Source organism: Streptomyces sp. NPDC051322, assembly GCF_040689485.1.
GTDB lineage: Bacteria > Actinomycetota > Actinomycetes > Streptomycetales > Streptomycetaceae > Streptomyces.
In genome coordinates this window covers 215,249-240,644 of the sequence record NZ_JBFBAK010000003.1, presented here as the reverse complement: position 1 = coordinate 240,644, position 25,396 = coordinate 215,249, and the positions used below count along the sequence as shown (strand labels likewise).

21 protein-coding genes are annotated in these 25,396 nt (G+C 64.9%); 10 read left to right on the top strand and 11 right to left on the bottom strand.

Annotated features, from left to right (window positions below):
* Window positions 1-16: 16 nt before the first annotated feature.
* From gnd to dnaA, 3 genes are all read right to left on the bottom strand, one after another.
* Window positions 17-898, bottom strand: a complete 882-nt coding sequence (gene gnd / locus AB0436_RS09315; protein ID WP_366467122.1) for a phosphogluconate dehydrogenase (NAD(+)-dependent, decarboxylating) — start codon at window positions 896-898, stop codon at window positions 17-19.
* 133 nt (window positions 899-1,031) lie between these two features.
* A complete protein-coding gene (gene dnaN / locus AB0436_RS09310) occupies window positions 1,032-2,162 on the bottom strand; it encodes a DNA polymerase III subunit beta (protein WP_366467121.1) in 1,131 nt (376 codons plus the stop codon).
* Between the two features lie 815 nt (window positions 2,163-2,977).
* Window positions 2,978-4,729, bottom strand: coding sequence for a chromosomal replication initiator protein DnaA (gene dnaA, locus AB0436_RS09305; protein ID WP_366467120.1), 1,752 nt, complete (start codon window positions 4,727-4,729; stop codon window positions 2,978-2,980).
* 364 nt (window positions 4,730-5,093) lie between these two features.
* Between dnaA and rpmH the strand changes: the two genes are divergently transcribed.
* The 9 genes from rpmH (at window position 5,094) to AB0436_RS09260 (ending at window position 11,975) form a co-directional block, all read left to right on the top strand.
* Window positions 5,094-5,231, top strand: coding sequence for a 50S ribosomal protein L34 (gene rpmH / locus AB0436_RS09300; protein ID WP_030990579.1), 138 nt, complete (start codon window positions 5,094-5,096; stop codon window positions 5,229-5,231).
* 18 nt (window positions 5,232-5,249) lie between these two features.
* Entirely contained in the window at window positions 5,250-5,621 is a 372-nt protein-coding gene (gene rnpA / locus AB0436_RS09295; RefSeq protein ID WP_366467119.1) for a ribonuclease P protein component, read from the top strand.
* The gene (gene yidD, locus AB0436_RS09290) at window positions 5,618-5,947 is read left to right on the top strand and encodes a membrane protein insertion efficiency factor YidD (RefSeq protein WP_328537819.1); all 330 of its coding nucleotides are present in this window, start codon (window positions 5,618-5,620) and stop codon (window positions 5,945-5,947) included. The genes rnpA and yidD overlap by 4 nt, the downstream gene beginning before the upstream one ends.
* A gap of 3 nt (window positions 5,948-5,950) precedes the next feature.
* Window positions 5,951-7,252 (top strand): membrane protein insertase YidC, encoded by a 1,302-nt coding sequence (gene yidC / locus AB0436_RS09285; RefSeq protein ID WP_366467118.1) that lies wholly within the window; start codon window positions 5,951-5,953, stop codon window positions 7,250-7,252.
* A 15-nt stretch (window positions 7,253-7,267) separates the two neighbouring features.
* Window positions 7,268-7,780 carry a R3H domain-containing nucleic acid-binding protein gene (locus tag AB0436_RS09280; protein WP_366467117.1) on the top strand — a complete coding sequence of 171 codons (513 nt, stop codon included), beginning with the start codon at window positions 7,268-7,270 and terminating at the stop codon, window positions 7,778-7,780.
* Window positions 7,781-7,887: 107 nt separating this feature from the next.
* Window positions 7,888-8,604: a 16S rRNA (guanine(527)-N(7))-methyltransferase RsmG gene (gene rsmG, locus AB0436_RS09275; RefSeq protein ID WP_366467116.1), complete on the top strand. Its 717-nt coding sequence runs from the start codon at window positions 7,888-7,890 to the stop codon at window positions 8,602-8,604.
* A 253-nt stretch (window positions 8,605-8,857) separates the two neighbouring features.
* Window positions 8,858-9,934, top strand: a complete 1,077-nt coding sequence (locus tag AB0436_RS09270; protein ID WP_366467484.1) for an AAA family ATPase — start codon at window positions 8,858-8,860, stop codon at window positions 9,932-9,934.
* Window positions 9,931-11,049 (top strand): ParB/RepB/Spo0J family partition protein, encoded by a 1,119-nt coding sequence (locus AB0436_RS09265; protein WP_366467115.1) that lies wholly within the window; start codon window positions 9,931-9,933, stop codon window positions 11,047-11,049. The genes AB0436_RS09270 and AB0436_RS09265 overlap by 4 nt, the downstream gene beginning before the upstream one ends.
* Before the next feature lie 308 nt (window positions 11,050-11,357).
* Window positions 11,358-11,975, top strand: a complete 618-nt coding sequence (locus AB0436_RS09260; protein ID WP_366467114.1) for a GNAT family N-acetyltransferase — start codon at window positions 11,358-11,360, stop codon at window positions 11,973-11,975.
* Between the two features lie 82 nt (window positions 11,976-12,057).
* On the opposite strand, the gene trxA is transcribed toward AB0436_RS09260, so the two are convergent.
* From trxA to AB0436_RS09230, 6 genes are all read right to left on the bottom strand, one after another.
* Window positions 12,058-12,405: a thioredoxin gene (gene trxA / locus AB0436_RS09255; RefSeq protein ID WP_366467113.1), complete on the bottom strand. Its 348-nt coding sequence runs from the start codon at window positions 12,403-12,405 to the stop codon at window positions 12,058-12,060.
* A gap of 53 nt (window positions 12,406-12,458) precedes the next feature.
* The gene (gene trxB, locus AB0436_RS09250) at window positions 12,459-13,433 is read right to left on the bottom strand and encodes a thioredoxin-disulfide reductase (RefSeq protein ID WP_366467112.1); all 975 of its coding nucleotides are present in this window, start codon (window positions 13,431-13,433) and stop codon (window positions 12,459-12,461) included.
* Window positions 13,434-14,432: 999 nt separating this feature from the next.
* A complete protein-coding gene (sigM, locus tag AB0436_RS09245) occupies window positions 14,433-15,110 on the bottom strand; it encodes an RNA polymerase sigma factor SigM (protein WP_366467110.1) in 678 nt (225 codons plus the stop codon).
* Window positions 15,111-15,160: 50 nt separating this feature from the next.
* Complete coding sequence (locus AB0436_RS09240; RefSeq protein ID WP_366467483.1) at window positions 15,161-16,903, bottom strand: protein kinase family protein; 1,743 nt, start codon at window positions 16,901-16,903, stop codon at window positions 15,161-15,163.
* Window positions 16,904-17,086: 183 nt separating this feature from the next.
* The gene (gene murJ, locus AB0436_RS09235) at window positions 17,087-19,318 is read right to left on the bottom strand and encodes a murein biosynthesis integral membrane protein MurJ (protein ID WP_366467109.1); all 2,232 of its coding nucleotides are present in this window, start codon (window positions 19,316-19,318) and stop codon (window positions 17,087-17,089) included.
* 46 nt (window positions 19,319-19,364) lie between these two features.
* Window positions 19,365-21,659 (bottom strand): DUF6049 family protein, encoded by a 2,295-nt coding sequence (locus tag AB0436_RS09230; RefSeq protein WP_366467107.1) that lies wholly within the window; start codon window positions 21,657-21,659, stop codon window positions 19,365-19,367.
* A 182-nt stretch (window positions 21,660-21,841) separates the two neighbouring features.
* Between AB0436_RS09230 and AB0436_RS09225 the strand changes: the two genes are divergently transcribed.
* Window positions 21,842-23,284: a CCA tRNA nucleotidyltransferase gene (locus tag AB0436_RS09225; protein ID WP_366467106.1), complete on the top strand. Its 1,443-nt coding sequence runs from the start codon at window positions 21,842-21,844 to the stop codon at window positions 23,282-23,284.
* 125 nt (window positions 23,285-23,409) lie between these two features.
* On the opposite strand, the gene AB0436_RS09220 is transcribed toward AB0436_RS09225, so the two are convergent.
* Together AB0436_RS09220 and AB0436_RS09215 are read right to left on the bottom strand one after the other, a co-directional pair.
* The gene (locus AB0436_RS09220) at window positions 23,410-24,492 is read right to left on the bottom strand and encodes an inositol-3-phosphate synthase (RefSeq protein ID WP_366467103.1); all 1,083 of its coding nucleotides are present in this window, start codon (window positions 24,490-24,492) and stop codon (window positions 23,410-23,412) included.
* Window positions 24,493-24,541: 49 nt separating this feature from the next.
* Window positions 24,542-25,222, bottom strand: a complete 681-nt coding sequence (locus AB0436_RS09215) for a PadR family transcriptional regulator (protein WP_366467102.1) — start codon at window positions 25,220-25,222, stop codon at window positions 24,542-24,544.
* Window positions 25,223-25,396: the final 174 nt, after the last annotated feature.

Here is a 25,396-nt window from a genome sequence, read left to right as displayed (position 1 = left end):
GCCTTCCGCTGCTGTCTTACTTCTTGGTGTTCTCGACGGCGTGGCCGCCGAACTGGTTGCGCAGTGCCGCGATCATCTTCATCTGCGGTGAGTCGTCCTGCCGCGAAGCAAAACGCGCGAAGAGGGAAGCAGTGATAGCGGGCAACGGAACGGCGTTGTCGATCGCGGCCTCGACAGTCCAGCGGCCCTCACCCGAGTCGGCAGCGAACCCACGCAGCTGGTCCAAGTGCTCGTCATCATCCAGTGCGTTGACCGCGAGGTCGAGCAGCCAGGAACGGATGACCGTGCCCTCCTGCCAGGACCGGAACACCTCGCGAACATCGGTGACCGAGCTGACCTTCTCCAGGAGTTCCCACCCCTCGGCGTAGGCCTGCATCATGGCGTATTCGATGCCGTTGTGGACCATCTTGGCGAAGTGTCCTGCGCCGACCTTGCCCGCATGTACTGAGCCGAATTCACCCTCCGGCTTCAGCGCATCAAAGATCGGCTGCACCTTTGCGACGTTGTCGGCGTCACCGCCGTACATCAGCGCATAGCCGTTCTCCAGACCCCAGACGCCCCCGGAGACGCCACAGTCGACGAAGCCGATGCCCTTGTGCCCCAGCTCGACCGCGTGCTTCTCGTCGTCGGTCCAGCGGGAGTTTCCGCCGTCGACCACGACGTCACCCGGGGAAAGCAGGTCGGCCAGTTCGTCGACCGTGGACTGAGTGGCGGCGCCCGCCGGAACCATCACCCACACAACGCGAGGGCCCTTGAGCTTGCCAACAAGCTCTTCCAGGCTGTGGACATCGGCGACGTCCGGGTTCCGGTCGTAACCGATGACGGTGTGACCTGCGCGGCGGATGCGCTCGCGCATGTTCCCGCCCATTTTGCCGAGGCCGACGAGACCGAGCTCCATCAGAAGATCCTTAGTGACGTGGTGGCGTTTGTACCCGCGACCGAGCGTACGCCGGGACGCCCGCACACACCTGCGGGGTCGGCCGCTCAGACGTACAACGTCAACTCGAGAGACGCCTTCCTGCGGCCCTCTCTCAGCCGGACAGCCGCACCGGCATGATCAGGTACTTGTACGTGTCATCAGCCTCGGCGTCGATGGCCGGGCGGCCACTGAGCAGAGCCGGCTTCGTGGACGTCGTAAAGGAGAGCTGAGCAACCGGGGAATCGATTGCGCTCAGTCCGTCCAGCAGGAAGGTCGGGTTGAAGGCAATCGAGATGTCGTCGCCGTCGAGCTTCGCGTCGACACGTTCCACAGCCTGTGCATCGTCGCTGGATCCGGCCTCGAGGATCAGCACGCCCTGCTCGAAGCTGAGCCGAACCGGAGTATTCCGCTCGGCGACGAGGGCCACACGCTTGACGGCCTCGACGAACGGACCGGTTTCAATGACGGCGATCGAGTTGAACTCAGTGGGGAAGAGGGTCCGGTACTTCGGAAGGTCGCCCTCAAGCAGTCGGGTGGTCGTACGGCGCCCGGCACCCTCGAAACCGATCAGGCCCTCGCCGGCCCCGGACCCGGACAGCGCGAGAGTGACCGTGTCTCCATTGGTCAGCGACTTGGCAGTGTCCAGCAGCGTCTTGGCAGGCACCAGGGCAACCGCGGACGCCTCCGGATCCTCCGGCTTCCAGAGGAACTCACGGACCGCGAAGCGGTAGCGGTCGGTGGAGGCCAGCGTGACCCGGTCACCTTCGATCTCGATGCGCACGCCGGTCAGGACGGGCAGTGTGTCATCGCGGCCCGCGGCAATCGCGACCTGTGCGGCGGCGGAGGCGAAGACCTCACCCGGCACCGTGCCGGTAGCGGTCGGCATCTGCGGTAGCGCCGGATATTCCTCGACAGGCAGCGTGTGGAGGGTGAACCGTGAGGAGCCGCAGACCACGGTCGCCCGTACACCGTCTGTGGAGATCTCCACCGGACGGTTGGGAAGGGCACGGCAGATGTCGGCAAGCAGCCGACCGGATACCAGGACGGTGCCGTCCTCCTCGATCTCCGCGTCGACCGAGACCCGAGCCGAGACCTCGTAGTCGAAGCCGGAGAGGCTCAGAGCGCCCTCCTCCGCCCTCAGCAGAAGGCCCGCAAGAACGGGCACCGGCGGACGGGCCGGAAGGCTACGGGCCGTCCAGGCCACCGCCTCCGCGAGTACATCGCGCTCCACCCGGATCTTCACCGGAACCGCCTCCTGCTGTTGCTGGCTCGCCTTGCTGGCCTTAGTCGTCGGCTTGTTGCCGGGGACCAGTCTGACCTACGCCACCGACAGTCGGTGCGAGTCGGGGTCAAGTCGTGCCGAGCGGCAGCAGTGGCCTGACGGGCAAGTTGTGCACAGCACCCACTTCGAAGCCAATTCCCCGGTAACTATAGGAGGCAGTAGTAGTAGGTGTTGTGGAAACCGTGGATAACCTTGTTTGTGCAGCTCAAGCGCCCTTTTTTGTCCACCGCACCTGTGGGCGGAGCCGGTGGACAACCGGCCGGGTCTGTGGACACCGAAAAGTTCTGCACACCCGGTGCACAGGGGAGGGTCGGTTCTCCCCAGGTCTGTCCCCAGCTTTGGCCGGCTTCCCCACAGGGCCCTCCAGCTGCCTGGTGTGACGGCTTTCACTCGGGACAGTGAAGCCTGGTGTTTTGTTGCCGAACAGTGGACAAGGGTGTGGAGAAGCTGGGGACAACGTCGCCCAGCCTGTGGGCTGCCCGTGGACAACTCATTCGGTCGCCTGTGGGAAAACTTTTCGTCCACAGTCTGTGGACGCTCGATAGTCACAAATCCACACGCCGCTGACCTGGCGAGAGAGGGGATCGGTCACCGCGCCTGTGGACACGATCTGGACAACTCATCAGTCCCCAGGGTGTGGACGGGGCCGGGACCACAGAGCTGTGGAGAACGCGCCAGGCTGTCCCCGAATTCGAACAGCCGGCGGCAGGCGAAACGGCGAAGGGCGCCCCGGGTACGTAGCCCGAGACGCCCTTCGTGGTTCCTGAGGCGCTGCGTCAGCCGTTCTTGATGCGGTTGGTGAGCTCCGTGACCTGGTTGTAGATCGACCGCCGTTCGGCCATCAGCGCGCGGATCTTGCGGTCGGCATGCATCACCGTGGTGTGGTCGCGGCCGCCGAACTGTGCGCCGATCTTGGGCAGCGAGAGGTCGGTCAGCTCGCGGCAGAGATACATGGCGATCTGCCGGGCTGTGACCAGGACCCGGCTGCGCGATGAACCACAGAGGTCTTCGATGGTCAGGCCGAAGTAGTCGGCTGTCGCCGCCATGATGGCGCTTGCGGTGATCTCGGGGGCTGAGTCCTCGCCGCCGGGGATCAGGTCCTTCAGCACGATCTCGGTGAGCCCGAGGTCCACCGGCTGCCTGTTGAGCGAGGCGAACGCCGTGACCCGGATCAGCGCGCCTTCCAGCTCGCGGATGTTGCGCGAGATGCGGGAGGCAATGAACTCGAGTACTTCGGGCGGAGCATTGAGCTGCTCCTGCACTGCCTTCTTACGGAGGATCGCGATGCGGGTCTCCAACTCGGGCGGCTGGACATCGGTGGTCAGCCCCCACTCGAAGCGGTTCCGCAGACGGTCCTCCAGGGTCACCAGCTGTTTGGGCGGCCGATCCGAGGACAGCACGATCTGCTTGTTGGCGTTGTGCAGCGTGTTGAAGGTGTGGAAGAACTCCTCCTGCGTGGACTCCTTGCTCGCCAGGAACTGGATGTCGTCGACAAGGAGGATGTCCACGTCGCGGTAGCGCTTGCGGAAGGTGTCGCCCTTGCCGTCGCGGATCGAGTTGATGAACTCGTTGGTGAACTCCTCGGAGCTCACGTAGCGCACCCGCGTGCCGGGGTAAAGGCTGCGGGCGTAGTGCCCGATCGCATGCAGCAGGTGGGTCTTGCCGAGCCCGGACTCGCCGTAGATGAACAACGGGTTATAGGCCTTGGCCGGCGCTTCGGCGACTGCGACCGCGGCTGCGTGGGCGAACCGGTTGGAGGCGCCGATGACGAAGGTGTCGAAAAGGTACTTGGGGTTCAGCCGTGCCTGCGGTTCGCCGGGACCGGCCGCGGGAGCGGGCTGGGCCGCCAGCGGGCCAGGGGCGCCGCTCGGGTTGGGCAGGTGGCGCTGGGAGGACGGATCCCGGAGGTCATGGCGTTCAGGACGCTGCTGCTCGTACTGCGGACGGTCCGGCTGCTGCCGGTAGTCGTGCTCCGGCTGCTGCTGTCGGGGGCCGGTGTAGGGATCGCGTTCCTGGAAGCCGCCGAGCCGTGGCTGCTGCCAGGAGTAATCCTCCTGGGGGCGGGACCATGCTCCGGGGTCGGGGCGCTGCTGCTCGTAGTCGGGGTAGGCGGGGCGCGCCGTCGGCATGCCGTCGGCGGAAGGACGGCGCCCGTACCCGTCATAGCTGTCGGCGTGCCGGGGTTCTTCGTGCGGATGCTGATAGCGGGGCTGCTGTGCCTGCTGCGTGGGCGGGGCAGGCTGTGACGGGTCGCCCGCGGTGTCGTCGACAGTGATCGCGATCCGGATAGGACGGCCGCACTCATGACTCAGCGTCTCGCTGATGAGCGGGGCGAGCCTTCCTTCCAGAACTCGCTTGCCCCACTCGTTGGGGACGGCGAGCAGCGCTGTGTCCGCCACCAGAGCCAGTGGCTGGCAGCGCTCGATCCACTGCTTGTCCTTGGGCTCGATGCCTTGCTGCCCCTCGGCGAGGAGACGTTCGAGAACTCGTGGCCACACTGCGGCAAGATCGGCAGGTACATCAGCCACGGGGCACGCTCTCTCACAGGTCCCACGAATGTGTGGTTCTCGGGACGGGGGGTGAAGACAGGCAGGAAAAAGACTTGGGAGTCGGGCCACGGTAGTCAGGGCGACCCTCGCGGTTCAAGTTGTTGTCCACAGCCTGTGCACAGTGGGGGCTGTGAAAGGGTTGGTTTGACCGGATGGCGTAGCCGCGCGTACCGTAACGAGGTCGAGTTGTCGATGGCTGCTGCCGCCTGCCTCCGATGGGCAAAGATCACGAGCTTGTGGTCGTGAAGCGGTGCACACGGGCGTATTCGCGAGCTTTTCGTGGGCGCACGGTGACAGCCAGGCGATGTCCCGCCACCACCCGATTCATTTCTGGAGCCCCCGAGTGAGCAAGCGCACCTTCCAGCCGAACAACCGTCGCCGTGCCAAGACCCACGGTTTCCGTCTGCGTATGCGTACGCGTGCCGGCCGCGCGATCCTGGCCACCCGCCGTGGCAAGGGTCGCTCCCGTCTGTCCGCCTGATCTCGTACAGGTCATGACGTGCTGCCTACCGAGAATCGGCTGAGGCGGCGCGAGGACTTCGCGGCCGCGGTACGACGAGGGCGCCGTGCCGGGCGCCCGCTACTCGTCGTCCATCTGTGCAGCGGTACAACGGACCCGCATGTGCCTGGGGAGAGCACTCCCCCGACACGTGCGGGTTTCGTCGTGAGCAAGGCAGTGGGCGGAGCGGTCATTCGCACAGCAGTGAAGCGGAAACTTCGCCATTTGGTCCGAGATCGCCTGCCTCAGCTGCCCCCCGGTAGCCTGGTTGTCGTACGGGCGCTGCCCGGAGCAGGCGTCGCCGACCATGCACAGCTGGCCCGAGACCTGGATGCCGCCTTGGGGCGGCTACTGGGAGGGGGCGCGAGATGAAGTACCCGCTGCTGGCTCTCATCAAGCTGTACCAGTGGACGATCAGCCCGCTCCTCGGGCCCGTCTGCAGGTACTACCCGTCGTGTTCCCACTACGGATATACGGCTATCGACCGGCACGGCGCGGTGAAAGGCACGGCGCTGACGGCCTGGCGCATTCTGCGGTGCAACCCGTGGTCGCCAGGTGGCGTGGATCACGTTCCGCCGCGCAAACGGCCGCGTTGGCACGAACTGCTGCGCCATGCGTGGCGGACAAGCAAGGGCGGGCACTCCGGTCAGGAGACCGGCCCGGCCGCAGAGACCTCGCCCAATGCTCAAGGAGCCTGATTAGTGGACACGATTGCCAGTCTGTTCAGTTTTATCACTACCCCAGTTTCCTGGGTCATCGTCCAGTTCCACTCGCTGTACGGAGCCATTTTCGGTCCGGACACGGGCTGGGCCTGGGGCCTGTCCATCGTGTCCTTGGTGGTCCTGATCCGGATCTGCCTGATCCCGCTCTTCGTGAAGCAGATCAAGTCGACTCGTGGCATGCAGGCGCTCCAGCCGAAGATGAAGGCGATCCAGGAGCGCTACAAGAACGACAAGCAGCGACAGTCCGAAGAGATGATGAAGCTGTACAAGGAGACGGGCACCAACCCGCTCTCCTCGTGCCTGCCGATCCTCGCGCAGTCGCCGTTCTTCTTCGCGCTGTACCACGTGCTCGCCGGCATCGCCAATGGAAAGACGATCGGCGTCATCGACCAGCCGCTGCTGGAGAGCGCGCGTAAGGCGCACATCTTCGGTGCCCCGCTGGCGGCGAAGTTCACCGAGAACGCGGACAAGGTCGCGTCGCTGGGTGCCACACTGACCGATGTCCGCATCGTCACCGCCGTGATGATCATCCTGATGTCTGCGTCGCAGTTCTACACGCAACGCCAGCTGATGACGAAGAACGTCGACATGTCCGTGAAGACGCCGTTCATGCAGCAGCAGAAGATGCTGATGTACGTCTTCCCGCTGATGTTCGCCGTGATGGGGATCAACTTCCCGGTCGGTGTCCTCGTCTACTGGCTGACCACCAACGTGTGGACCATGGGCCAGCAGATGTTTGTGATCCATCGCAACCCCACCCCGGGCAGCCAGGCCCAGGCAGGCCTCCTGGATCGAATCCAGAAGCATGTTGTCGCGCACGGCTCCACGAGGACGCGCCACCAGCGCAACATCATCAAGGGAATCGCGTCCAAGGAGACGAAGGATCGCAATGATGCCGAGCGCAAGTTCATCACTACGCTGAGCAAGTCCGGCTTGGTCGCTCAGGCCGACGGCACCGTGGAGAAGAGCGATGCAGCCGTCGCTGCTGAGGCAGAGGGACTGAGCCTGGCGGAAGCTGCGCCCAAGCGGCAGCAGCCCAAGCGCCAGACGAAGGCGCAGCGCCAGACGGGCGCGGTGTCTTCCGGTGGCGCCAAGCCCACGGAGGCAGGCGCTGAGACCGAGGACGCCGGCTCGTCCGAGAAGACGTCGCTCGACAAGAAGGCCGAGCCGCAGGACAAGCCGAAGCAGGAAGCCAAATCTGCTTCCAGCAGTACGGCACGCCAAGCCAAGCCGGGGCAGCGCAAGGGCCAGCAGCGCCCCAAGCACCCGTCCAAGAAGTAAGAAGGAGTCCATCTCGTGACGGAAGGCACCACCACCTCCGCTGTCGCTGAGGGCGACACACTGAGCCGTCTTGAGCAGGAAGGCGAGATCGCCGCGGACTACCTCGAGGGTCTGCTCGACATCGCCGATCTGGACGGGGACATCGATATGGATGTCGAGGCAGACAGGGCCGCAGTCTCGATCATCAGCGATACGGACAGCCGCGACATCCAGAAGCTCGTGGGACGCGATGGTGAGGTGCTGGAGGCGCTCCAGGAACTCACTCGGCTCGCGGTACACCGCGAGACCGGCGATCGCAGTCGGCTGATGCTGGACATCGCAGGCTTCCGTGCCAAGAAGCGTGAGGAGCTCGCCGCGCTGGGAGCTAAGGCTGCCGATAAGGTGAAGAGCTCTGGCGAGTCGGTGAAGCTCGAACCGATGACTCCGTTCGAGCGCAAGGTCGTGCACGATGCGGTCGCGGCAGCTGGACTGCGCAGCGAGTCGGAGGGCGAGGAGCCGCAGCGCTTCGTCGTTGTTCTTCCGGCCTGACCGATACGTCGTTCTGTCGGCCCCGCCTGTACACAGGCGGGGCCGAACTTTGTCAGCCTGTTAGTCAGCCACCCATCGCGGTATTGCGGTACGGAAGGACGGTTCCCGTGACGGAGTCAGCGGAGCTTCCCCAGGCGCCGGAAGTGGCGCATGCGGTTTTCGGGGAAGCCTTCCCGGAAGTCGTCCGATACGCGGAACTACTTGCGGATGCCGGGGTCACCCGAGGGTTGATCGGGCCACGTGAAGTCCCCAGGCTCTGGCAGCGGCATCTGCTGAACTGTGCCGTGCTGTCAGAGGTGGTTCCTCAAGGTGTCACCGTCTGCGACGTCGGTTCCGGAGCGGGGCTTCCTGGTATCCCTTTGGCGCTCGTCCGCAGAGACTTGAAGATCACGCTGCTTGAGCCGCTGCTACGGCGAACTAATTTTCTCCAAGAAGTAGTGGAGCTGTTGGGGCTGGATCATGTAACCGTTGTCCGCGGGCGCGCCGAGGAAGTCCTGGGCAAGCTGCCACCGGTGCATGTGGTGACAGCGCGCGCAGTGGCACCGCTGGACCGACTGGCTGGTTGGGGGGTGCCATTGCTGCGACCGTATGGGGAGATGCTGGCGCTTAAGGGCGATACCGCGGAGGAGGAGATCCACGGTGCACGTGCGGCTCTGAGCAAGCTCGGGGTTGTGGAGACTTCGGTGTTGCAGGTGGGCGAGGGCGTTGTCGACCCGCTGTCCACGGTGGTGCGGGTCGTTGTGGGGGAAAGCCCTGGTGGCGTGCGTTTCGCCACGAAGCGGGCTAAGGCGGCTCGGGTGAGCCGCACTCGTCGCCGACGATGAACCTCTCCGCAGGCAGAGTTACCGTCTCAAAGCTCGTCAAATGCGTGCATTTCGGAGTGTCGTCACTCTTTGACGTGTCGCCGCAGGCATCTTGTTTCACGTGAAACGTCGCTCACTACTGCATGGGATCATCAATCGCAGTCGTGCGGCCTCCGTACCGCGCGACGCTACGCCCCTCGGGGCCATGAAGTTGTCCACACAGGTGGATTCGTCCACAGAAGAACACGCCTCGCTGGTTCACACCCCCGAAAGCATGGCAGGCTCTGTGTATTGCGAGCATGAAGTCGAGGAGGGTGAATCCTTGCGGTCCGACGCCAACATCGCGGGACCGATGACCGATCCGGTCCCCGGTCCCCGTACCGAGTCGGCGGGAGAGGAAGTTTCACGTGAAACGCCGCCCCCGATGGACGACACTCCTATCGGTCGTGCTGCCCAACTGGCGGTGGAAGCCCTCGGCCGTGCCGGCGAAGGCCTGCCACGGCCGGAGCGGACGCGCGTCATGGTGGTCGCTAACCAGAAGGGCGGAGTCGGCAAGACGACTACAACGGTCAACCTTGCCGCTTCACTTGCCCTCCATGGCGCCCGAGTTCTGGTGGTTGACCTCGATCCGCAGGGAAACGCCTCCACGGCGCTGGGGATCGATCACCACTCCGAAGTTCCGTCGATCTACGACGTCCTGGTCGAGAGTCGGCCGTTGTCTGAAGTTGTCCAGCCGGTTCCGGACGTCGAAGGTCTCTTCTGCGCCCCGGCAACCATCGATCTCGCCGGCGCAGAGATCGAGCTGGTTTCTCTCGTAGCACGCGAGAGCCGACTGCAACGGGCGCTCCAGGCCTACGAGCAGCCGTTGGACTACATCCTCATCGACTGCCCGCCATCTCTGGGCTTGTTGACCGTCAACGCGATGGTAGCGGGTGCTGAGGTGCTGATCCCCATCCAGTGTGAGTACTACGCGCTGGAGGGGTTGGGGCAGCTCCTGCGGAACGTCGACCTGGTTCGCGGGCACCTCAACCCCGAACTCCATGTGTCGACGATTCTGCTCACTATGTATGACGGCCGCACTCGGCTTGCCTCACAGGTGGCAGACGAGGTCCGCAGCCACTTTGTCCGTGAAGTCCTCAAGACCAGCATCCCCCGTTCCGTACGGATCTCCGAGGCCCCGAGTTATGGGCAGACGGTGCTCACCTATGATCCAGGGTCGAGCGGATCGTTGTCGTACCTCGAAGCGGCTCGTGAGATCGCGTTGCGCGGCGTCGGGGTGCGGTACGACGGCCAGGACGCGCATTCCGGTGGTCAGACCACTCAGCAAAGCATGTCGGAGGGAATCCAGTGAGCGAGCGACGTAGGGGGTTGGGGCGCGGGCTCGGAGCGCTGATTCCTGCCGCACCGCAGGAGAAGTCCGGTCTGGCAGAAGAAGCGCCTTCCTCGTCACCGGGAGCTGCTCCCGTGCTGATGGCAGATCGGGGCGTGACTGCGGCGAAGTTGGCTACGCGGCCCGCCGGCTCGGTCGCACGTGAAGCGGTCGTACCGGCCCAGGAAGCGGCACCCGAGGCCGCAGTGGCGGCACCGGAACCGGCCGGTGCCTACTTCGCGGAGTTGCCGCTGGATTCGATCACACCGAACCCGCGCCAGCCGCGTGAGGTCTTCGACGAAGACGCTCTCGCCGAACTCGTCTCCTCCGTCAAGGAAGTAGGCCTTCTCCAGCCTGTCATCGTTCGACAGGCGGCGGCAGAACGCTACGAGCTCATCATGGGCGAGCGACGCTGGAGGGCTTGTCGTGAAGCGGGCCTGGAGCGAATCCCGGCGATCGTCCGGGCCACGGACGACGAGAAGTTGCTTCTTGACGCGTTGCTCGAGAACTTGCACCGTTCACAGCTCAATCCACTCGAAGAGGCCGCGGCCTATGACCAGTTGCTGAAGGACTTCAACTGCACTCACGACCAGTTGGCGGACCGGATCGGCCGTTCGCGACCGCAGGTATCGAACACCTTGCGTCTGCTAAGGCTCTCCCTTCCCGTGCAGCGCAGGGTCGCTGCGGGGGTGCTCTCTGCCGGACACGCCCGGGCTTTGTTGTCGGTGGATGACTCCGAGGAGCAGGACCGGCTGGCGCATCGCATTGTGGCGGAGGGACTCTCCGTGCGGGCGGTGGAGGAGATTGTGACGCTGATGCAGTCACGTCCCCAGCGTGCACCGAAGGCCAAGGGACCTCGTGCGGGGGCTCGTCTGTCACCCGCTCTTTCGGAGCTTGCATCGCGACTCTCGGACCGCTTCGAGACACGGGTGAAGGTTGACCTGGGACAGAAGAGGGGGAAGATCGTTGTCGAATTTGCTTCGATGGACGATCTCGACCGGATCCTTGGTTCACTCGCCCCTGGCGAGGGTCGAGTGCTCGAGAAGCTGACTTCTGATGAGAGTGCTGAAGAGGCGGCTGAGGACGACGAGGGCTGATGCGTCGATGGTGAAACCGCCGAGCGGCGGGGGGTGTCCGGTGAGCCGGAACACGCCCCGCCCTTTGCTTTCCCACGGTATCCGTCCGATCGCTGGGATGGATACGATGCGTTCTGGTATGGCGCGTCCGCCTTGGTCCACCTCGGAGGGAGGCTAGGACCCGTGCGCACGATGAACCGCGTCCAACTGGTGACTGCAGGTCTGGGTTTGGGGGCGTTCGGCGGTTTCGTCGGAAGTCTGCTCAGGGAGCGGAATGTGCTGACTGCCGCGCGTGCAGCGGCAGGCGAGGGAAGTGAGGAACACCGTTCATGGGGCGTCGGCTCGTACCGCTCACGCTGGACAACCTTCCGGACCTTCCCAAGCGTTGCCGGTCGTGCGTCTTCTGGGAGCTCGACCCGGTCAGCGGAGAAGCCGCTATAAAGGTTGGGCGTCCCACGTTGGAGAAGGAAGCCTGGCTTTCCACCGTTTTGCTGGAGTGGGGTTCCTGTGGCCGGGTGGTCTACGTGGACGATGTGCCGGTTGGCTTCGTTCTCTATGCACCGCCGGCTTACGTGCCGCGGTCCACGGCGTTCCCTACAAGCCCTGTCTCACCTGACGCGGTCCAGTTGATGACGGCCTGGATCGCGCCGGGTTATCAAGGGCAGGGACTGGGCCGGGTGATGGTGCAGACGGTCGCCAAGGACTTGCTACGCCGGAACTTCAAAGCGATCGAGGCGTTCGGTGACGCCCGATGGAAGGAGCCGGCATGTGTGCTGCCAGCGGATCATTTGTTGTCGGTGGGGTTCAAGACCGTGCGGCCGCACCCTCATTACCCGCGGCTGAGGCTTGAACTGCGCACCACACTGTCCTGGAAGGAAGATGTGGAGCTGGCCCTGGACCGTCTCCTGGGTGCAGTCCAGAAGGAGCCGGCCTTGCGTCCGCTGTGAGGTCGCTTGTTCGCCGGTCGGTCAATGCTGAAACGGGACTGCCCTCAAGGGCAGCCCCGTTTCACGTGAAACATGAGTGACTTCAGGCCTTGGTGGCTTCATTACCGATGAAGGCCTCAAGATCGCGAACGATCGCTGACTTGGGCTTGGCACCGACGATGGTCTTGGCGACCTCGCCACCCTGGTAGACGTTGAGCGTGGGGATTGACATCACGCCGTACTTGGCGGCGATGCCGGGGTTTTCGTCGATGTTGAGCTTGACGACCTCAATCTGGTCGCCGTACTCAGCCGCAATCGCCTCGAGTGACGGGGCGATCTGGCGGCAGGGGCCGCACCAGGCAGCCCAGAAGTCGACGAGTACCGGTTTGGCGCTCTTGAGGACGTCCTGCTCGAAGGAGTCGTCAGTCACATTCTTCAAGGTGCCGGCCACGGCGGCCTCCTCTTTCGTTGCGGGGTATGCGGTGGGGTGAGGGAAGTGCAGGGTCAGACGCTGGCGATCTTCTCGGGTTCTGCTGTCTTCTCGTCGTCGGCCAGCGCTGCGAGGAACCGCTCCGCGTCGAGTGCAGCAGAGCAGCCGGTACCGGCGGCGGTGATGGCCTGGCGGTAGGTGTGGTCCACGACGTCACCGGCCCCGAAGACGCCAGTGAGGTTGGTCCGGGTGGACGGTGCGTCGACCTTCAGGTAACCCTCGTCGTCGAGGTTCAGCTGCCCCTTGAAGAGTTCGGTACGCGGATCGTGACCCACAGCGATGAACAAGCCGGTCACCGCGAGTTCACTGGTGGCCCCGGTCCTGGTGTTGCGCAGGGTCAGACTGGTGAGCTTCTGCTCGCCGTGGATGGTAGCGACCTCGCTGTCCCAGGCAAACTTGATCTTGGGGTCGGCGATAGCGCGGTCCTGCATGGCCTTGGAAGCACGCAGGGTGTCGCGACGGTGCACGATGGTGACCGACTTGGCGAACCTCGAAAGGAAGGTGGCTTCCTCCATCGCGGTGTCGCCTCCGCCGACAACGGCGATGTCCTGGTCCTTGAAGAAGAAGCCGTCGCATGTGGCGCACCAGGAGACTCCACGCCCGGAGAGAGCGTCCTCGTTGGGCAGGCCGAGCTTGCGGTGCTGCGAGCCGGTGGTGACGATGACCGCCTTTGCGCGGTGCACCGTGCCGGCCGTGTCGGTGACGGTTTTGATCTCTCCGGTCAGGTCAACAGCGACGACGTCGTCGGGAACCAGCTCGGCACCGAAGCGCTCCGCCTGGGCGCGCATGCTGTCCATGAGATCCGGACCCATGATGCCGTCACGGAAACCGGGGAAGTTCTCCACTTCGGTGGTGTTCATGAGAGCACCGCCTGCGGTGACAGCACCTTCGAAGACCAGGGGCTGCAGCGACGCACGCGCGATGTACAGCGCGGCTGTGTACCCAGCCGGCCCGGAGCCGATGATGATCACGTTACGGACGTCGCTCACGGGTTTCTTCCTCGTCTCTGCGGACTGTCTACTGCCTGCCGGGGCTAAGTCCAGTGGACTTACACCCCACCCAACGGATCCTACGGGGGATGCATTCCCGCGTAGCTCAGCTGCGGGGGTAGGTGCGCGTCAGCAGGACTTTGCCACGGGCCGGTGGAGTGGCGTCGGTACAGCTCGCGTCTACGACATACGCCTGGACCCGGCTGCTGTCCGAGGGATAGGGCAGAACCACGAGGAAGGCGGCAATGCCGTGGTATGTCCCCTGTTGGACGGCAAGAGGACTTGCGTCGCGGCCGATGCCTCTCTCAATGCAGGAGGGCACCGCTACAGCGGTCCCTCTTTTGAGCGTGTTCGGGCTCGAGTCCGTATGGATGGATGGAGCCTTCTGCTCCTTCGGGGTCTTCACTCCTGCCGTGTCGCCGCCGGTAGCCAGCAGAGAGCGGACTTGGCTTTGGAGGCCGGACTCTGCGAAGGCGGGTGCACTGCTGTCTGCTGACCTCCCCGCTGATGCGTTGTCGTTGCTTGAGGGTGCGCTCTGCAGGAAGAACGCCCCCACTCCAATGACAGCCGCGCCGAACGCGGCCCCTATCACCGCAGAGCGACGCCGCCCCCGCCATGCTGATGGTGGCCGGCCCGGCCCTGAACCGGCTGGGGGGCGGCCTGCTGGGCGGTCTGCACGAGTGGATCCGGCGGCGGTTGGAACAGACGAGGTTTCACGTGAAACCTGCGCGGCCTCTTCCGCTGAGATCGCCACCCGCGTGGTCTCGGCAGCGAGAGCTGCTTCTATACGGCTGGCCACATCCGAAGGCATGTGCTGTGGCACTGGCAGCGCGCCGAGCACCTTCCGGATCTCGTTCAGGGAGTCCTGGACATCGGTACAGAGGGGGCAACCGCTGAGGTGCTGCTGTATGTCTGCTGCGCGGGAAGCCGGAAGGAGCCCTTCGGCAAGGTCGGAGATTTCTGAGACGTCGGGATGCTGAGCCGTGTCGGCAGTAGATGTCATGTGCGCCCACCTCCGCCCTTCACTGCAGCAGGATCGCTTGGTCCTATGTCCTTTGGCCTTGACGCAGATGGGACGGATGTCCCTGGCGTCCGGTTCCTTTGCTTCTCCGTGACGCCGCTCTCCCTGCCGGACCGGAGGTGCGCCAGGAGAGGTAGCAGTCTCGCTCTGCCTCGCGCACATCGACTCTTCACGGTCCCGGTGGGTACATCCAGGATCAGAGCAGCTTCAGCGACTGGGTAGCCCTGCATGTCGACGAGTACCAGTGCTGCTCGCTGTTCGGCAGGTAGCGTTTCCATGGCCTTGATGAGTTCTCGGTGCAGATCCTGTCGTTCGGCAGGTGCCTCAGCGGACTCGTGAGGTTCGAGGAGTTGGTCCAGACGCTCGGCATCATCGACCGGTGAGGTCTTGCGCGACGCGGCCTTACGGACGCGGTCGAGGCATGCGTTGACAGTGATGCGATGGAGCCAGGTTGTGACGGCGGACTGGCCCCGGAAGGTATGAGCAGCGCGGTATGCGGAGACCAGGGCGTCCTGGACGGCATCGGCGGCCTCCTCACGGTCGCCCAAGGTCCGCAGAGCCACCGCCCAGAGACGATCACGATGGCGCCGCACAAGCTCACCGAAGGCATCGGGGTCACCCGCGACGTGGGCGGCCAGAAGCTCCTGGTCGCCCATGTCGCCGAATGCGCCGCCGTCCAAAGCTGAGTATCCCCTGTCGAGCCGTATCAGCCGGTGAATTTCACATCCGTGATGGCCTGCTTGTATCCCGCATCGCTGTACTCGTCCCCCGGCGAATAGGGCATCGCCGTCATCCAAACCAGCACGTAGCGCGTTTTGATCGGTTGGTCTGCCTTGAGTCGCGCGGTAGTGCCCTGGGTACTCGTGGAACTGATCATTTTCATGGAGCTCAAGGCTGCGGATGAGGAGAGTGAACCAGCGGCATACAGAGAGATGGCAGTCTCGTCTCCCGCATAGCGCAGCCCTATCGAGGCGGCTGAAAGAGACCGGGTGGCGCCCAGGTCGTAGACGATTCCGACGCCCCGCTTCACGGACGGGGCCAGTTTGGGACCGTCTGTGAAGGAGTGAGTGCGCCAGTACGTTGAGCTGTCGGCGTCGTAGGTCTTCCCTACATCATCCGGGTGCTGGGCTTCGCCATCCGGGAAATACTCCCTGGCGTCCTCGATCGACAGCGCCGGCGGGGCCTTCTGCTGAGTGCTGTCGTTGCCGCTGCCGTTTCCGCTGTTCGTTTGGTTGGTGCCCGGACCTTTGGAATCCTTGCCGCGATCGAGGAGCGTGTCGGCGAGCTGCCAGCTCCCCAGGCCGAGCGCGGCGATCAGCAAAGCGGAGACGGCCCATTTGAGAGCCTTTCCGGTGCGGCCTTGCAGGGGAGGGGCGGGGGGCGCCACAGGCTGCGGCGTGGCTCCTCCCGGCCCGGCGGGCGGCCGGCCGTAGCTGCCCTGTTGGTACGTGGTGCGCTGGTACTCCGGAGGGGGAGTGTAGGCCGGCTCCGGCGGCCGGATACGAGGCATCCCCGCGACTGCCTTGGCGAGCTCGTCCGGAGTGGTGCAGGGAGGTTCCTGTCGGGAAGCCGTGGCTCCGTCGTTGGCCAGAGCACGCATGGCGAGTTCGGCGAGGCCTCGGTGGACTCCTGCCCGCACCTGGTCCGGCGGGATCAGCCCGACGCCCTTGGGCAGGCCCGAGAGACCATACGCGTCCGTCTCATAGGGCCAGCGCTGCGTCAGCGAGGCATAAAGCAGAGCGCCGATGGCCTCCGTGTCGGTGCGCTGCGGGGTGTCGGACGTAATGCCGCGCAGAGCGGCGTTAACCGCGAGGCCCCGGATCCGGTACTGGCCGGATGAAGTCCGCAGGACGGCGCTCGGAGTGAGCCGGAGATGGGCCAGACCTTCGCGGTGGGCCGCTGCCATTGCCTGGGAGACCTGGCTGACCAGCTGGTAGGCGTTGTGCGCCTCCATGGGGCCCGAGGCGAGCAGCGCGGTGATCTCTGTGGCGTCCGGCAGCCATTCGTGGACGATGTAGACGAGCTCGTTCTCCTCCACAGCATCCAGGACCTGCACGAATCGCGGGTCTCCGAGCAGCGCGGAGGAGCGGGCGGCCGCGAGTACCGAGCGTGCTCTTGGGTGCTCTGCGGGCAGCAGGTGCACACCGACTGCGCGTCGCAGCTTCTCGTCGACCGCACGCCAGCTGCTGAAGCCGTCCAGACGGGTGACGCATTCCTCGAGTCGGTAGCGTCTGGCGAGTTTGTGCCCGCTGTGCAGCTCCGGTGTGGCGAAGGACTCGGAGAGCTTCTTGCCACGCTCCTCGTCCTCGGTCATCTCGCTGGCTGTGGTGTCAGCCGTGTCCTGAGGTTCCACCGTGCCGTCGGCCGTGGCCTTCTCCGCCTTGGCGGCCGACGGCTTGTCGCCGCCGTTGTCGGCCACGTCGACGGCAGCCGTGCTACGTTCCGCCACCGTCGTTCCTGCCTCCCCATCCGTTACGCGCTGTCGGCCAGTCTGCAAAGCCATGCCAATTGTGCCCACAGTCCCGCGCTATGCACGACACGCGGCGGTGAACGATGGTTGCGCGGTCCGGCCGGGACCCAGGGGTTTCCGGCAAATCCCCCGAACCGCCACCGGGGATTTGTCAGACATCCCCTAGCGTCCCAGGCGCCCGCGTGCCATGGCGACCATCGAGTTGAGTTCTGCGATCCTCATCCGCTTGGCGGCGATGAAGAACACGCCCAAAAGCACAATCCCGCCGGCCAGCAGTGCTGCCAGCGAGGCGAATGCGCCATGCCCCAGCGTGCGGGTGATGCCGAGCCCGACGGCGCCGCCGGCGACGGCGCCCGGAAGAGAGGCAAGGGCGAGCCTGGCATACGTGCGCAGAATGTGCGTGCCGTCCAGGTCGCCGCCCAGCCGATGGCTCAGCCTTCTCCAGGCCACACCCACACCCACTGCGTAAGCCAGTCCGTAGGAGGCAGCCATACCGACCACCGCCCACTGGGAAGGCAGCAGGACGTAGCACAGTGCAGAGGCCGCGGCGTTGACTGCGGCCACGATGACCGTGTTGTAGAAGGGTGTCCGGGTGTCCTCATATGCGTAGAAGCCGCGCAGGACGACGTACTGCACCGAGTAAGGGATCAGTCCGAGCGCGAAAGCCATCAGGACATAGCCCATGGACTGGGAAGCCTGCGAGCCGCTGGAGGCGAACAGCAGGGTGCTGATGGGCACGCCCAGTGCGAGGAACGCGAAGGAGACCGGCACGATGGCGACAGCAGAATTACGAAGACCTTGCGAGATGTCGTCGCGTACGGCGCCCAGATCACCGTCGGCGGCGGCACGGGAAATGCGCGGCAGGAGTGCGGCCATGACCGACACCGTGATGATGGCCTGCGGCATGCCCCAGATCAGCTGAGCGTTGGAGTAGGCCATGATGCCCGCTCCGTCCTGGTGCGACGCATGGCCGGCAGCGGTCGCGAGCTGAGTCACGACCAGGACGCCCGCTTGGTTGGCCAGCACGAACAGAACTGTCCATTTCGCGAGTTTCACGGCCTTACCCAGGCCGTGGCCTCGCCAGTCGAAGCGGGGCCGGAAGCGGAACCCCGCCTCACGGAGGTACGGAATCATCGCCAGGGCCTGAACTGTCAGGCCCAGCAGCGTGCCGATACCCAGCAGCCGCACACCGTCGGCGGGGATGGTGCTCACTTGCATCTGGGAGTTGGCGGAAGTGCCGTACACCCAGATGAACAAGCCGAAGGTGAAGATCATCACGATGTTGTTGAGAACCGGAGTCCACATCATCGCGCCGAACTTTCCGCGGGCGTTGAGTACCTGTCCCATCACCACGTGCACGCCCATGAAGAAGATGGTGGGCAGGCAGTAGCGGGCGAATGTGACAGCGACGTTGTTGGCTGCCGGGTCGCCTGCGATGGTCGACGACATCAGTCGGATCAGCAGGGGAGCGGCGAAGACCGCGATGGCGACGATGACACCCAGCGCGACCATGACGAGTGTCAGCAGCCGGTTTGCGTAGGCCTCACCGCCGTCATCGTCCTCTTTCATGGAGCGCACCAGCTGCGGCACGAACACCGAGTTGAGGCCGCCACCGACGGTCAGGATGTAGATCATCGTCGGAAGGGTGTACGCGACGGTGAAGGAGTCGCCGAGGGTCGCGGCACCGAGTGCCGCGGTGATCACCATGGTGCGTACGAAACCGGTGAGGCGCGACACCAGCGTGCCCGCCGCCATCACGGCGCTGGACTTCAGAAGCCCGGAAGCCCGGCCGCCCGACTTTTCGGGGGCAGGTGCCGCTGCGGGAACCGGCCCCGGTTCGGGGGCAGGGACCGGGGCATTCCCCTGCTGGTCCCGGAACAGATGAGCGAAGGCGTCCGGGTGATCCTGGGCGTCGCCGGCCGCCCGGCCTACCAGGTCGTCCACGCCCACGAACTGCGTCGTCGAGTCATCGCCGTAGGGGAGATGGCGGGAAGGTCCCTCCGGTTCGGGTGGCGGTGTCTGCGCCCACACCCGCGGGTCCGGCGCGTACGGGGAAGCAGCCGGCTGCTGGTACAGAGGCCGCGGTTCGGCGTAGGTGCCGGGGGGAGGCGCCGGGTGGGTGGAATCTTCGTGCAGCGCCTCCCTCACCGGGTCCGTCTCCCGGTCCTGAGACCCGAGGCTCTGTACCCGGTACGGGTCGTAGTTGTAGGCGTCCTGGACGTAGGGATCATGTCCGTACGCGTCCTGGACGTAGCCATCCTGAATATATGGATCCGGGGTGGGCGGCTGCGGCGGAACCTGGTCCGCGGCCGGAGTCTCGGGAGTCATCCCACCGGGATACGCAGCACCGGTACCAGCTCTCTGGTCCCGGTCACCGTCGTACGGCGCGTTCATTGGTTACCCCACCTCGTCATCCCCGGCCGGCCAGCCACGACATCGCTCAACGGTCCACTTTCTCACCCGTGTCAGGTGGGTTTCCGCTTCCCGCTCCGGTGTCCGTCTGTGGGTCACTCGGCTGCTCGGCATGGCCCTTCGCTTCGGCGGACGCGCGAGCCGCAGCGCGCTTTCGATGGGTGTACATCCTGATACCGGCGAGCACCAGTAGCAGCACTCCGCCGGCGATCACCAACATCACGGTGGGCGTCATCTCGGAGACCGTCACCTTGAAGGGCATGGCCTTCGCAGTGCCGTACGGTGTTCCGTCTTCGGTGTAGAGCTGAGCGACCACCTGCACGGGACCGTTGGCGTTGACAGATGTCGCGAACTTCACGGTCTGGCTGTGGCCACCTGCGATCTTCAGCGGCTGCTCGGCGGTCGCGGCCTCGTCATTGCCCAGTTGCAGGCGGTTGGGCTTGACCGAACGCAAGCGCAGCACCAGGTGCTGGACCGGCTGCACCAGCTTGTTCTGCACGGTCACCGGAATCGTTGCGCTGCGTCCGGAAAGCGTCATGTCCGACTTCTGGACCAGGTGCACCTGGTCGGTGAGCCCCTGCAGGTATTCCTGGACTCCCGTACGGAAGCTCTCTGCGCCCTTGGCATCGCCGCGCCAGGAGGTGGACATCGCGCGGTTCATGGCGTTGCCGAAGGGGGTGACCACCCGGTCCGGCTGCGTAAGGATGATTTTGAAGTTGTCGAGGGCGGCCTGAGTGGACCGCACGTCCTGGAAGGCCTGTGCAGGCAGTTCCTGTTTACGCAGGGCCGTCGGATAGGCGGAGGCGCGGGGCACCCTCGTCGTCGCGTCGGTGTCTGCTTTGGCTTTCGCCGCGGACACCAGGTCGAGGGGCTGTGTCCAGCGTTGCGCATCGAGGCTGCGCAGCGCACTCGCCATCGACTGTGCCTGGCTGGCGGACGGCATCCGCTGCGGTGCGATGACGAAGCTGCGCTGCTTGGCCGGGTCCTGGAGTGTCAGGGCCAGCGACTGGGCGAGGAAGTTCTGCACCGCGAGTGTGGAGGTGCCCGCCTTCGTCATATTTCCTTCGAAGGCGGTGGACAGCCGAGCGTCAGCGACGACAGCGGTGGTGCCTCCCCCGATCGGCCGGGCGGCGGTGGGGGTGTAGGGCAGCCCCGACGTTTCTTGCATGCTGTCACTGCGAGCGATCACGTTGTGCGCACCGGCCGAGGTGGCCACATCGATGATCGAGGGGTCGATCGCCCCGTTCACCGGCCAAGCGAAATCAGTGGTCGGCTTCACATGGAGGATGGTTTGTACGGTCGTCGCGGCTACTTCGGTGGCGGGTTGCAGGTGGCTCAAGGCCCCTGGGACGTTCTTGCCGTGGTGCGCCAGGGAAGCCAGGTCGGGATCGGCGAACGGGAGCGCGACGACCTTCTTGCCCCGCACCGTGCTCTCCAGTTCGCCCAGCCACTTTTTGGCGACGTCCTGATTCCTGCCCGGTACTTCGGTGTCTCCGACCTTGACGCTGTACTTCCGTGTCATCGCATCGACGCTGGCCAGCAGATCGGGGTCGATGACCCAGGTGACCGGCAGGGAGCTACCCAGCGAAACCATCCGCTCCAGCCGGCCGCCGGGAGCGAGTTCCTGGGCCAGGTCATCATTCTCGAAGACCGGTGTCTGCTGTGCGTCGGAGCCCGTCTCGGCTGTGAGGTGTGTGCCTGAGATCAGTGGCCACAACATCGTGATGTCGGACTTCTTACTCGAGGCGGTGGGCTGCCAGGGCAGGAAGGTCCGCTGGATTCCGAGCGTGTGCTCATAGCGAGCGCTGAGGGTCTGGCCCGACAGGGAGGCACCCAGCTGGTACACACCGTCCTCGCCGAGGCCCATTTTGCTCACCGGAACGGAGATCGAGAAACTCTCGCTGACGCCGGAGGGCAGCCTCGCGAATTTGGCGGTGTACTTACCGCCGATCTCGGGAGATTCGTTGCCTGTCACTTCGGAGGAGTGTTTCGCCGCATAGTCGATGTAGGACCGGCCGAGCAGCCGCGGCCCCACCCGTACGCCGACGTGAGCGTCGGTGACGGTGTCCTTTCCACGGTTCGTCACCGTTCCCGAAACGGTGACTGTGTCGCCCTTCACAGGGGCGCTGGGCGTCAGCTCGTCGAGGCTGACAGCTACAGCGCTGGTGTTCCGTGTGTTGACGGCAGCGTGCGCGGGGGCCGCTGCGGGACCGTAGATGAGGCCCGCCAGCAGCGGAAGACCGATGAGCAACGACGCCGTGCGCCGCAGCCACCGGCGGGCAGGAGAGAGAGCCCCCTCCTGGAAAGATGCCGCCTCGGCCACGCGCTTGCCCGTCCCTTGTCTTCGTCAGCTGAATCGGTGGTTGTCGGTTGCTGCGTCCACGCATGGTAACGATGTGGCCCGGCGCTAAGTGCCACGGACTGCTCCGCAAGATCGGATGGGCGTTTGCAGCGGGCGGGAAATCGGGACGCTCCGGGTGGCTCGGGCACGTACCCTTTTCTGTTGTGCCGAACGCCAATGATGACAACACCAGTGCACTGAGTCATGTGCAGCACCGCGCGGTCACCGAACTGCTGCGGGTCTCCCCGGTCGCCGACGATCTGGCCCGCCGTTTTCAGGAAGCGGGGTTCAGTCTTGCGCTGGTCGGTGGATCGGTCAGGGATGCGCTGCTCGGCCGACTCGGAAACGACCTGGACTTCACCACCGATGCGCGCCCCGAGGCTGTACTGAGGCTTGTCAGGCCGTGGGCGGATGCGGTGTGGGAAGTCGGGATCGCTTTTGGCACGGTCGGTTGTCAGAAGGACGGTTATCTGATCGAGGTGACCACTTACCGTTCGGAGGCGTACGACAGAACGTCACGCAAGCCAGAGGTGTCCTATGGCGACTCCATCGAGGAAGATCTCGTGCGTCGCGATTTCACCGTCAACGCTATGGCTGTCGCCCTTCCCGAGAAGTCCTTCATCGATCCGCACGGCGGTCTGGAGGACCTCGCGAGCCGTGTGCTGCGCACTCCGGGAACGCCAGAGGAGTCGTTCTCCGACGACCCGCTGCGGATGATGCGGGCGGCGCGGTTCGCCGCACAGCTGGACTTCGATGTGGCTCCCGAGGTCGTTGCTGCTATGACGGCGATGTCGGAGCGTATTGAGATCGTCTCTGCCGAGCGGGTACGGGACGAGCTCAATAAGCTGGTGCTGTCATCGAACCCTCGCAAGGGCTTGGCGCTGCTGGTGGACACCGGCCTTGCCGAAGAGGTCCTTCCCGAGCTCCCAGCCCTGCGCCTGGAGAGTGATGAGCACCACCGCCACAAAGATGTATATGAGCATTCGCTGACCGTGTTGGAGCAGGCCGTCGACTTGGAAGAGGACGGACCTGACCTGGTGCTGCGGTTGGCCGCCCTGCTGCATGACATCGGAAAACCCAGGACGCGGCGCTTCGAGAAGGACGGCGGGGTCTCGTTCCATCACCACGAGGTGGTGGGCGCGAAGCTGGCCAGGAGGCGGATGACTGCGCTCAAGTACTCCAATGACATGGTCAAGGACGTCACGAAGCTCATCGAACTGCATCTGCGATTCCATGGCTATGGGACCGGTGACTGGACCGATTCGGCGGTGCGTCGCTACGTGCGCGATGCCGGGCCCCTGCTGGAACGGTTGCACAAGCTGACGCGCTCGGACTGCACCACCCGCAACAAACGCAGGGCCGCCGCGCTGTCGCGTGCCTATGACGGACTTGAGGAGCGAATCGCGCAGCTTCAGGAGCAGGAGGAGCTGGACTCGATCCGGCCTGACCTGGACGGCAACCAGATCATGGAACTCCTGGGTGTCGGCCCTGGGCCGGTGATTGGCCAAGCGTACAAGTTCTTGCTGGAGCAGCGCCTGGAGAACGGGCCGATGGAGCGCGACGCGGCAGCGACCATGCTCAAGGAATGGTGGGCCGGGCAGAGCTGACCCGTGTTTCACGTGAAACACGCACCAGCGACATCGCCGCCGGCACATCGCTGACATACGTCGAGGGCCCCCGGGCACTGTGCCGGGAGCCCTCGACGACCGTAGGTGATCCGTTCAGGGGAGTGTCAGCGCTCGACCTCACCCTTGATGAACTTCTCGACGTTCTCAAAGGCCTCGTCGTCGAAGTACTGCACCGGCGGGGACTTCATGAAGTAGGAGGAGGCGGAGAGAATCGGGCCGCCAATACCGCGGTCCTTGGCGATCTTCGCAGCGCGCACAGCGTCAATGATGACGCCCGCGGAGTTCGGGGAGTCCCACACCTCGAGCTTGTATTCGAGGTTCAGCGGGACGTCACCGAAGGCGCGGCCTTCGAGGCGCACATACGCCCACTTGCGGTCATCCAGCCAGGCGACGTAGTCCGAGGGGCCGATGTGGACGTTGCCGGCTCCCAGGTCGCGGTCGCGGATCTGCGAGGTGACGGACTGGGTCTTGGAGATCTTCTTGGACTCCAGACGGTCGCGCTCCAGCATGTTCTTGAAGTCCATGTTGCCGCCGACGTTCAGCTGCATGGTGCGCTCGAGGCGGACACCGCGGTCTTCGAAGAGCTTTGCCATGACCCGGTGGGTGATGGTGGCGCCGACCTGCGACTTGATGTCGTCACCGACGATGGGGACGCCGGCCTCGGTGAACTTGTCCGCCCACTCCTTGGTACCGGCGATGAAGACCGGGAGGGCATTGACGAAGGCGACCTTCGCGTCGATGGCGCACTGCGCGTAGAACTTGGCAGCGGCCTCGGAGCCCACAGGCAGGTAGCAGACGAGAACGTCCACCTGCTTGTCCTTGAGGACCTGGACGATGTCGACGGGCGCCTCGGCGGACTCCTCGATGGTCTCCCGGTAGTACTTGCCCAGACCATCGTGGGTGTGGCCACGCTGGACCGTCACGCCGGTGTGCGGCACATCGGCGAACTTGATGGTGTTGTTCTCACTGGCGCCGATGGCATCCGCGAGGTCGAGGCCGACCTTCTTCGCGTCGACATCGAAGGCAGCGACGAACTCGACGTCACCTACGTGGTAGTCGCCGAACTGGACGTGCATCAGGCCGGGCACCTTGCCGGCCGGATCGGCGTCCTTGTAGTACTCGACGCCCTGCACCAGCGAGGCGGCGCAGTTGCCCACGCCGACGATGGCTACGCGAACCGAACCCATTCCGGTTGCTCCCTGTGTGTTCTCGACGAAACTCTGCGGACGCAGAGCTTCACTTTTCGGTGTCCTCGGGCGGATCCGGCGGGGTGGTATCCCGGTGCCGGGGCAGGCCGCCCGTCTCTCCTTGTGTGTCCTGCTGAGCGGCGCCGGCGTGGGGGGATCGTCGCTGATCCCGGCCCGCCCGCTCGCTCTCGATGAGCTCATTCAGCCAGCGCACTTCGCGCTCCACGGACTCCATGCCGTGCCGCTGCAGCTCAAGCGTGTAGTCGTCCAACCGTTCGCGGGTTCGGACGAGAGAGGCGCGCATCTTTTCGAGGCGCTCCTCGAGTCGGCTGCGGCGCCCTTCCAGCACCCGCATCCGCACCTCACGCTCCGTCTGCCCGAAGAAGGCGAAGCGAGCAGCAAAGTGCTCGTCCTCCCAACTGTCGGGCCCGGTGTGCGAAAGCAGTTCCTCGAAGTGCTCCTTGCCGTCCGCAGTCAACCTGTAGACGATCTTGGCCCGCCGCCCTGCGAGTGAAGCAGCGAGAGCATCCTCCGGGGCGCTGCCCGGCTCCTCGATCAACCAACCGTGGGCGACGAGCGTCTTGAGGCAGGGGTAGAGGGTCCCGTAACTGAAGGCCCGGAAGACACCCAGCGAGGTGTTCAGCCGTTTGCGCAGCTCATAGCCGTGCATAGGGGACTCGCGGAGCAGGCCCAGAACGGCGAACTCAAGGATGCCGGAGCGTCTGCTCAACCTGCGCCTCCTTCGCTGTCCGGGCCGCTTATGCCGTGCTGATGTATCGAGTCGATACATCAGCACGATAGAACGACACTGAGTTTGCGACAAGGCCGGACGTCGTGAGCGGCGTCACATCGCTGCTTCGTGGGCGGCAACTTGCCTGGTTTGAACGGAACCTCGGCACCGGGA

Excerpts from the sequence above, each read along its gene's own strand:
- gnd (WP_366467122.1), bottom strand. The coding sequence starts at position 898 with ATGGAGCTCGGTCTCGTCGGCCTCGGCAAAATGGGCGGGAACATGCGC.
- yidD (WP_328537819.1), top strand. The coding sequence starts at position 5,618 with ATGAAGTACCCGCTGCTGGCTCTCATCAAGCTGTACCAGTGGACGATC.
- AB0436_RS09270 (WP_366467484.1), top strand. The coding sequence starts at position 8,858 with ATGGCAGGCTCTGTGTATTGCGAGCATGAAGTCGAGGAGGGTGAATCC.
- AB0436_RS09260 (WP_366467114.1), top strand. The coding sequence starts at position 11,358 with ATGGGGCGTCGGCTCGTACCGCTCACGCTGGACAACCTTCCGGACCTT.
- sigM (WP_366467110.1), bottom strand. The coding sequence starts at position 15,110 with ATGGGCGACCAGGAGCTTCTGGCCGCCCACGTCGCGGGTGACCCCGAT.
- murJ (WP_366467109.1), bottom strand. The coding sequence starts at position 19,318 with ATGAACGCGCCGTACGACGGTGACCGGGACCAGAGAGCTGGTACCGGT.
- AB0436_RS09220 (WP_366467103.1), bottom strand. The coding sequence starts at position 24,492 with ATGGGTTCGGTTCGCGTAGCCATCGTCGGCGTGGGCAACTGCGCCGCC.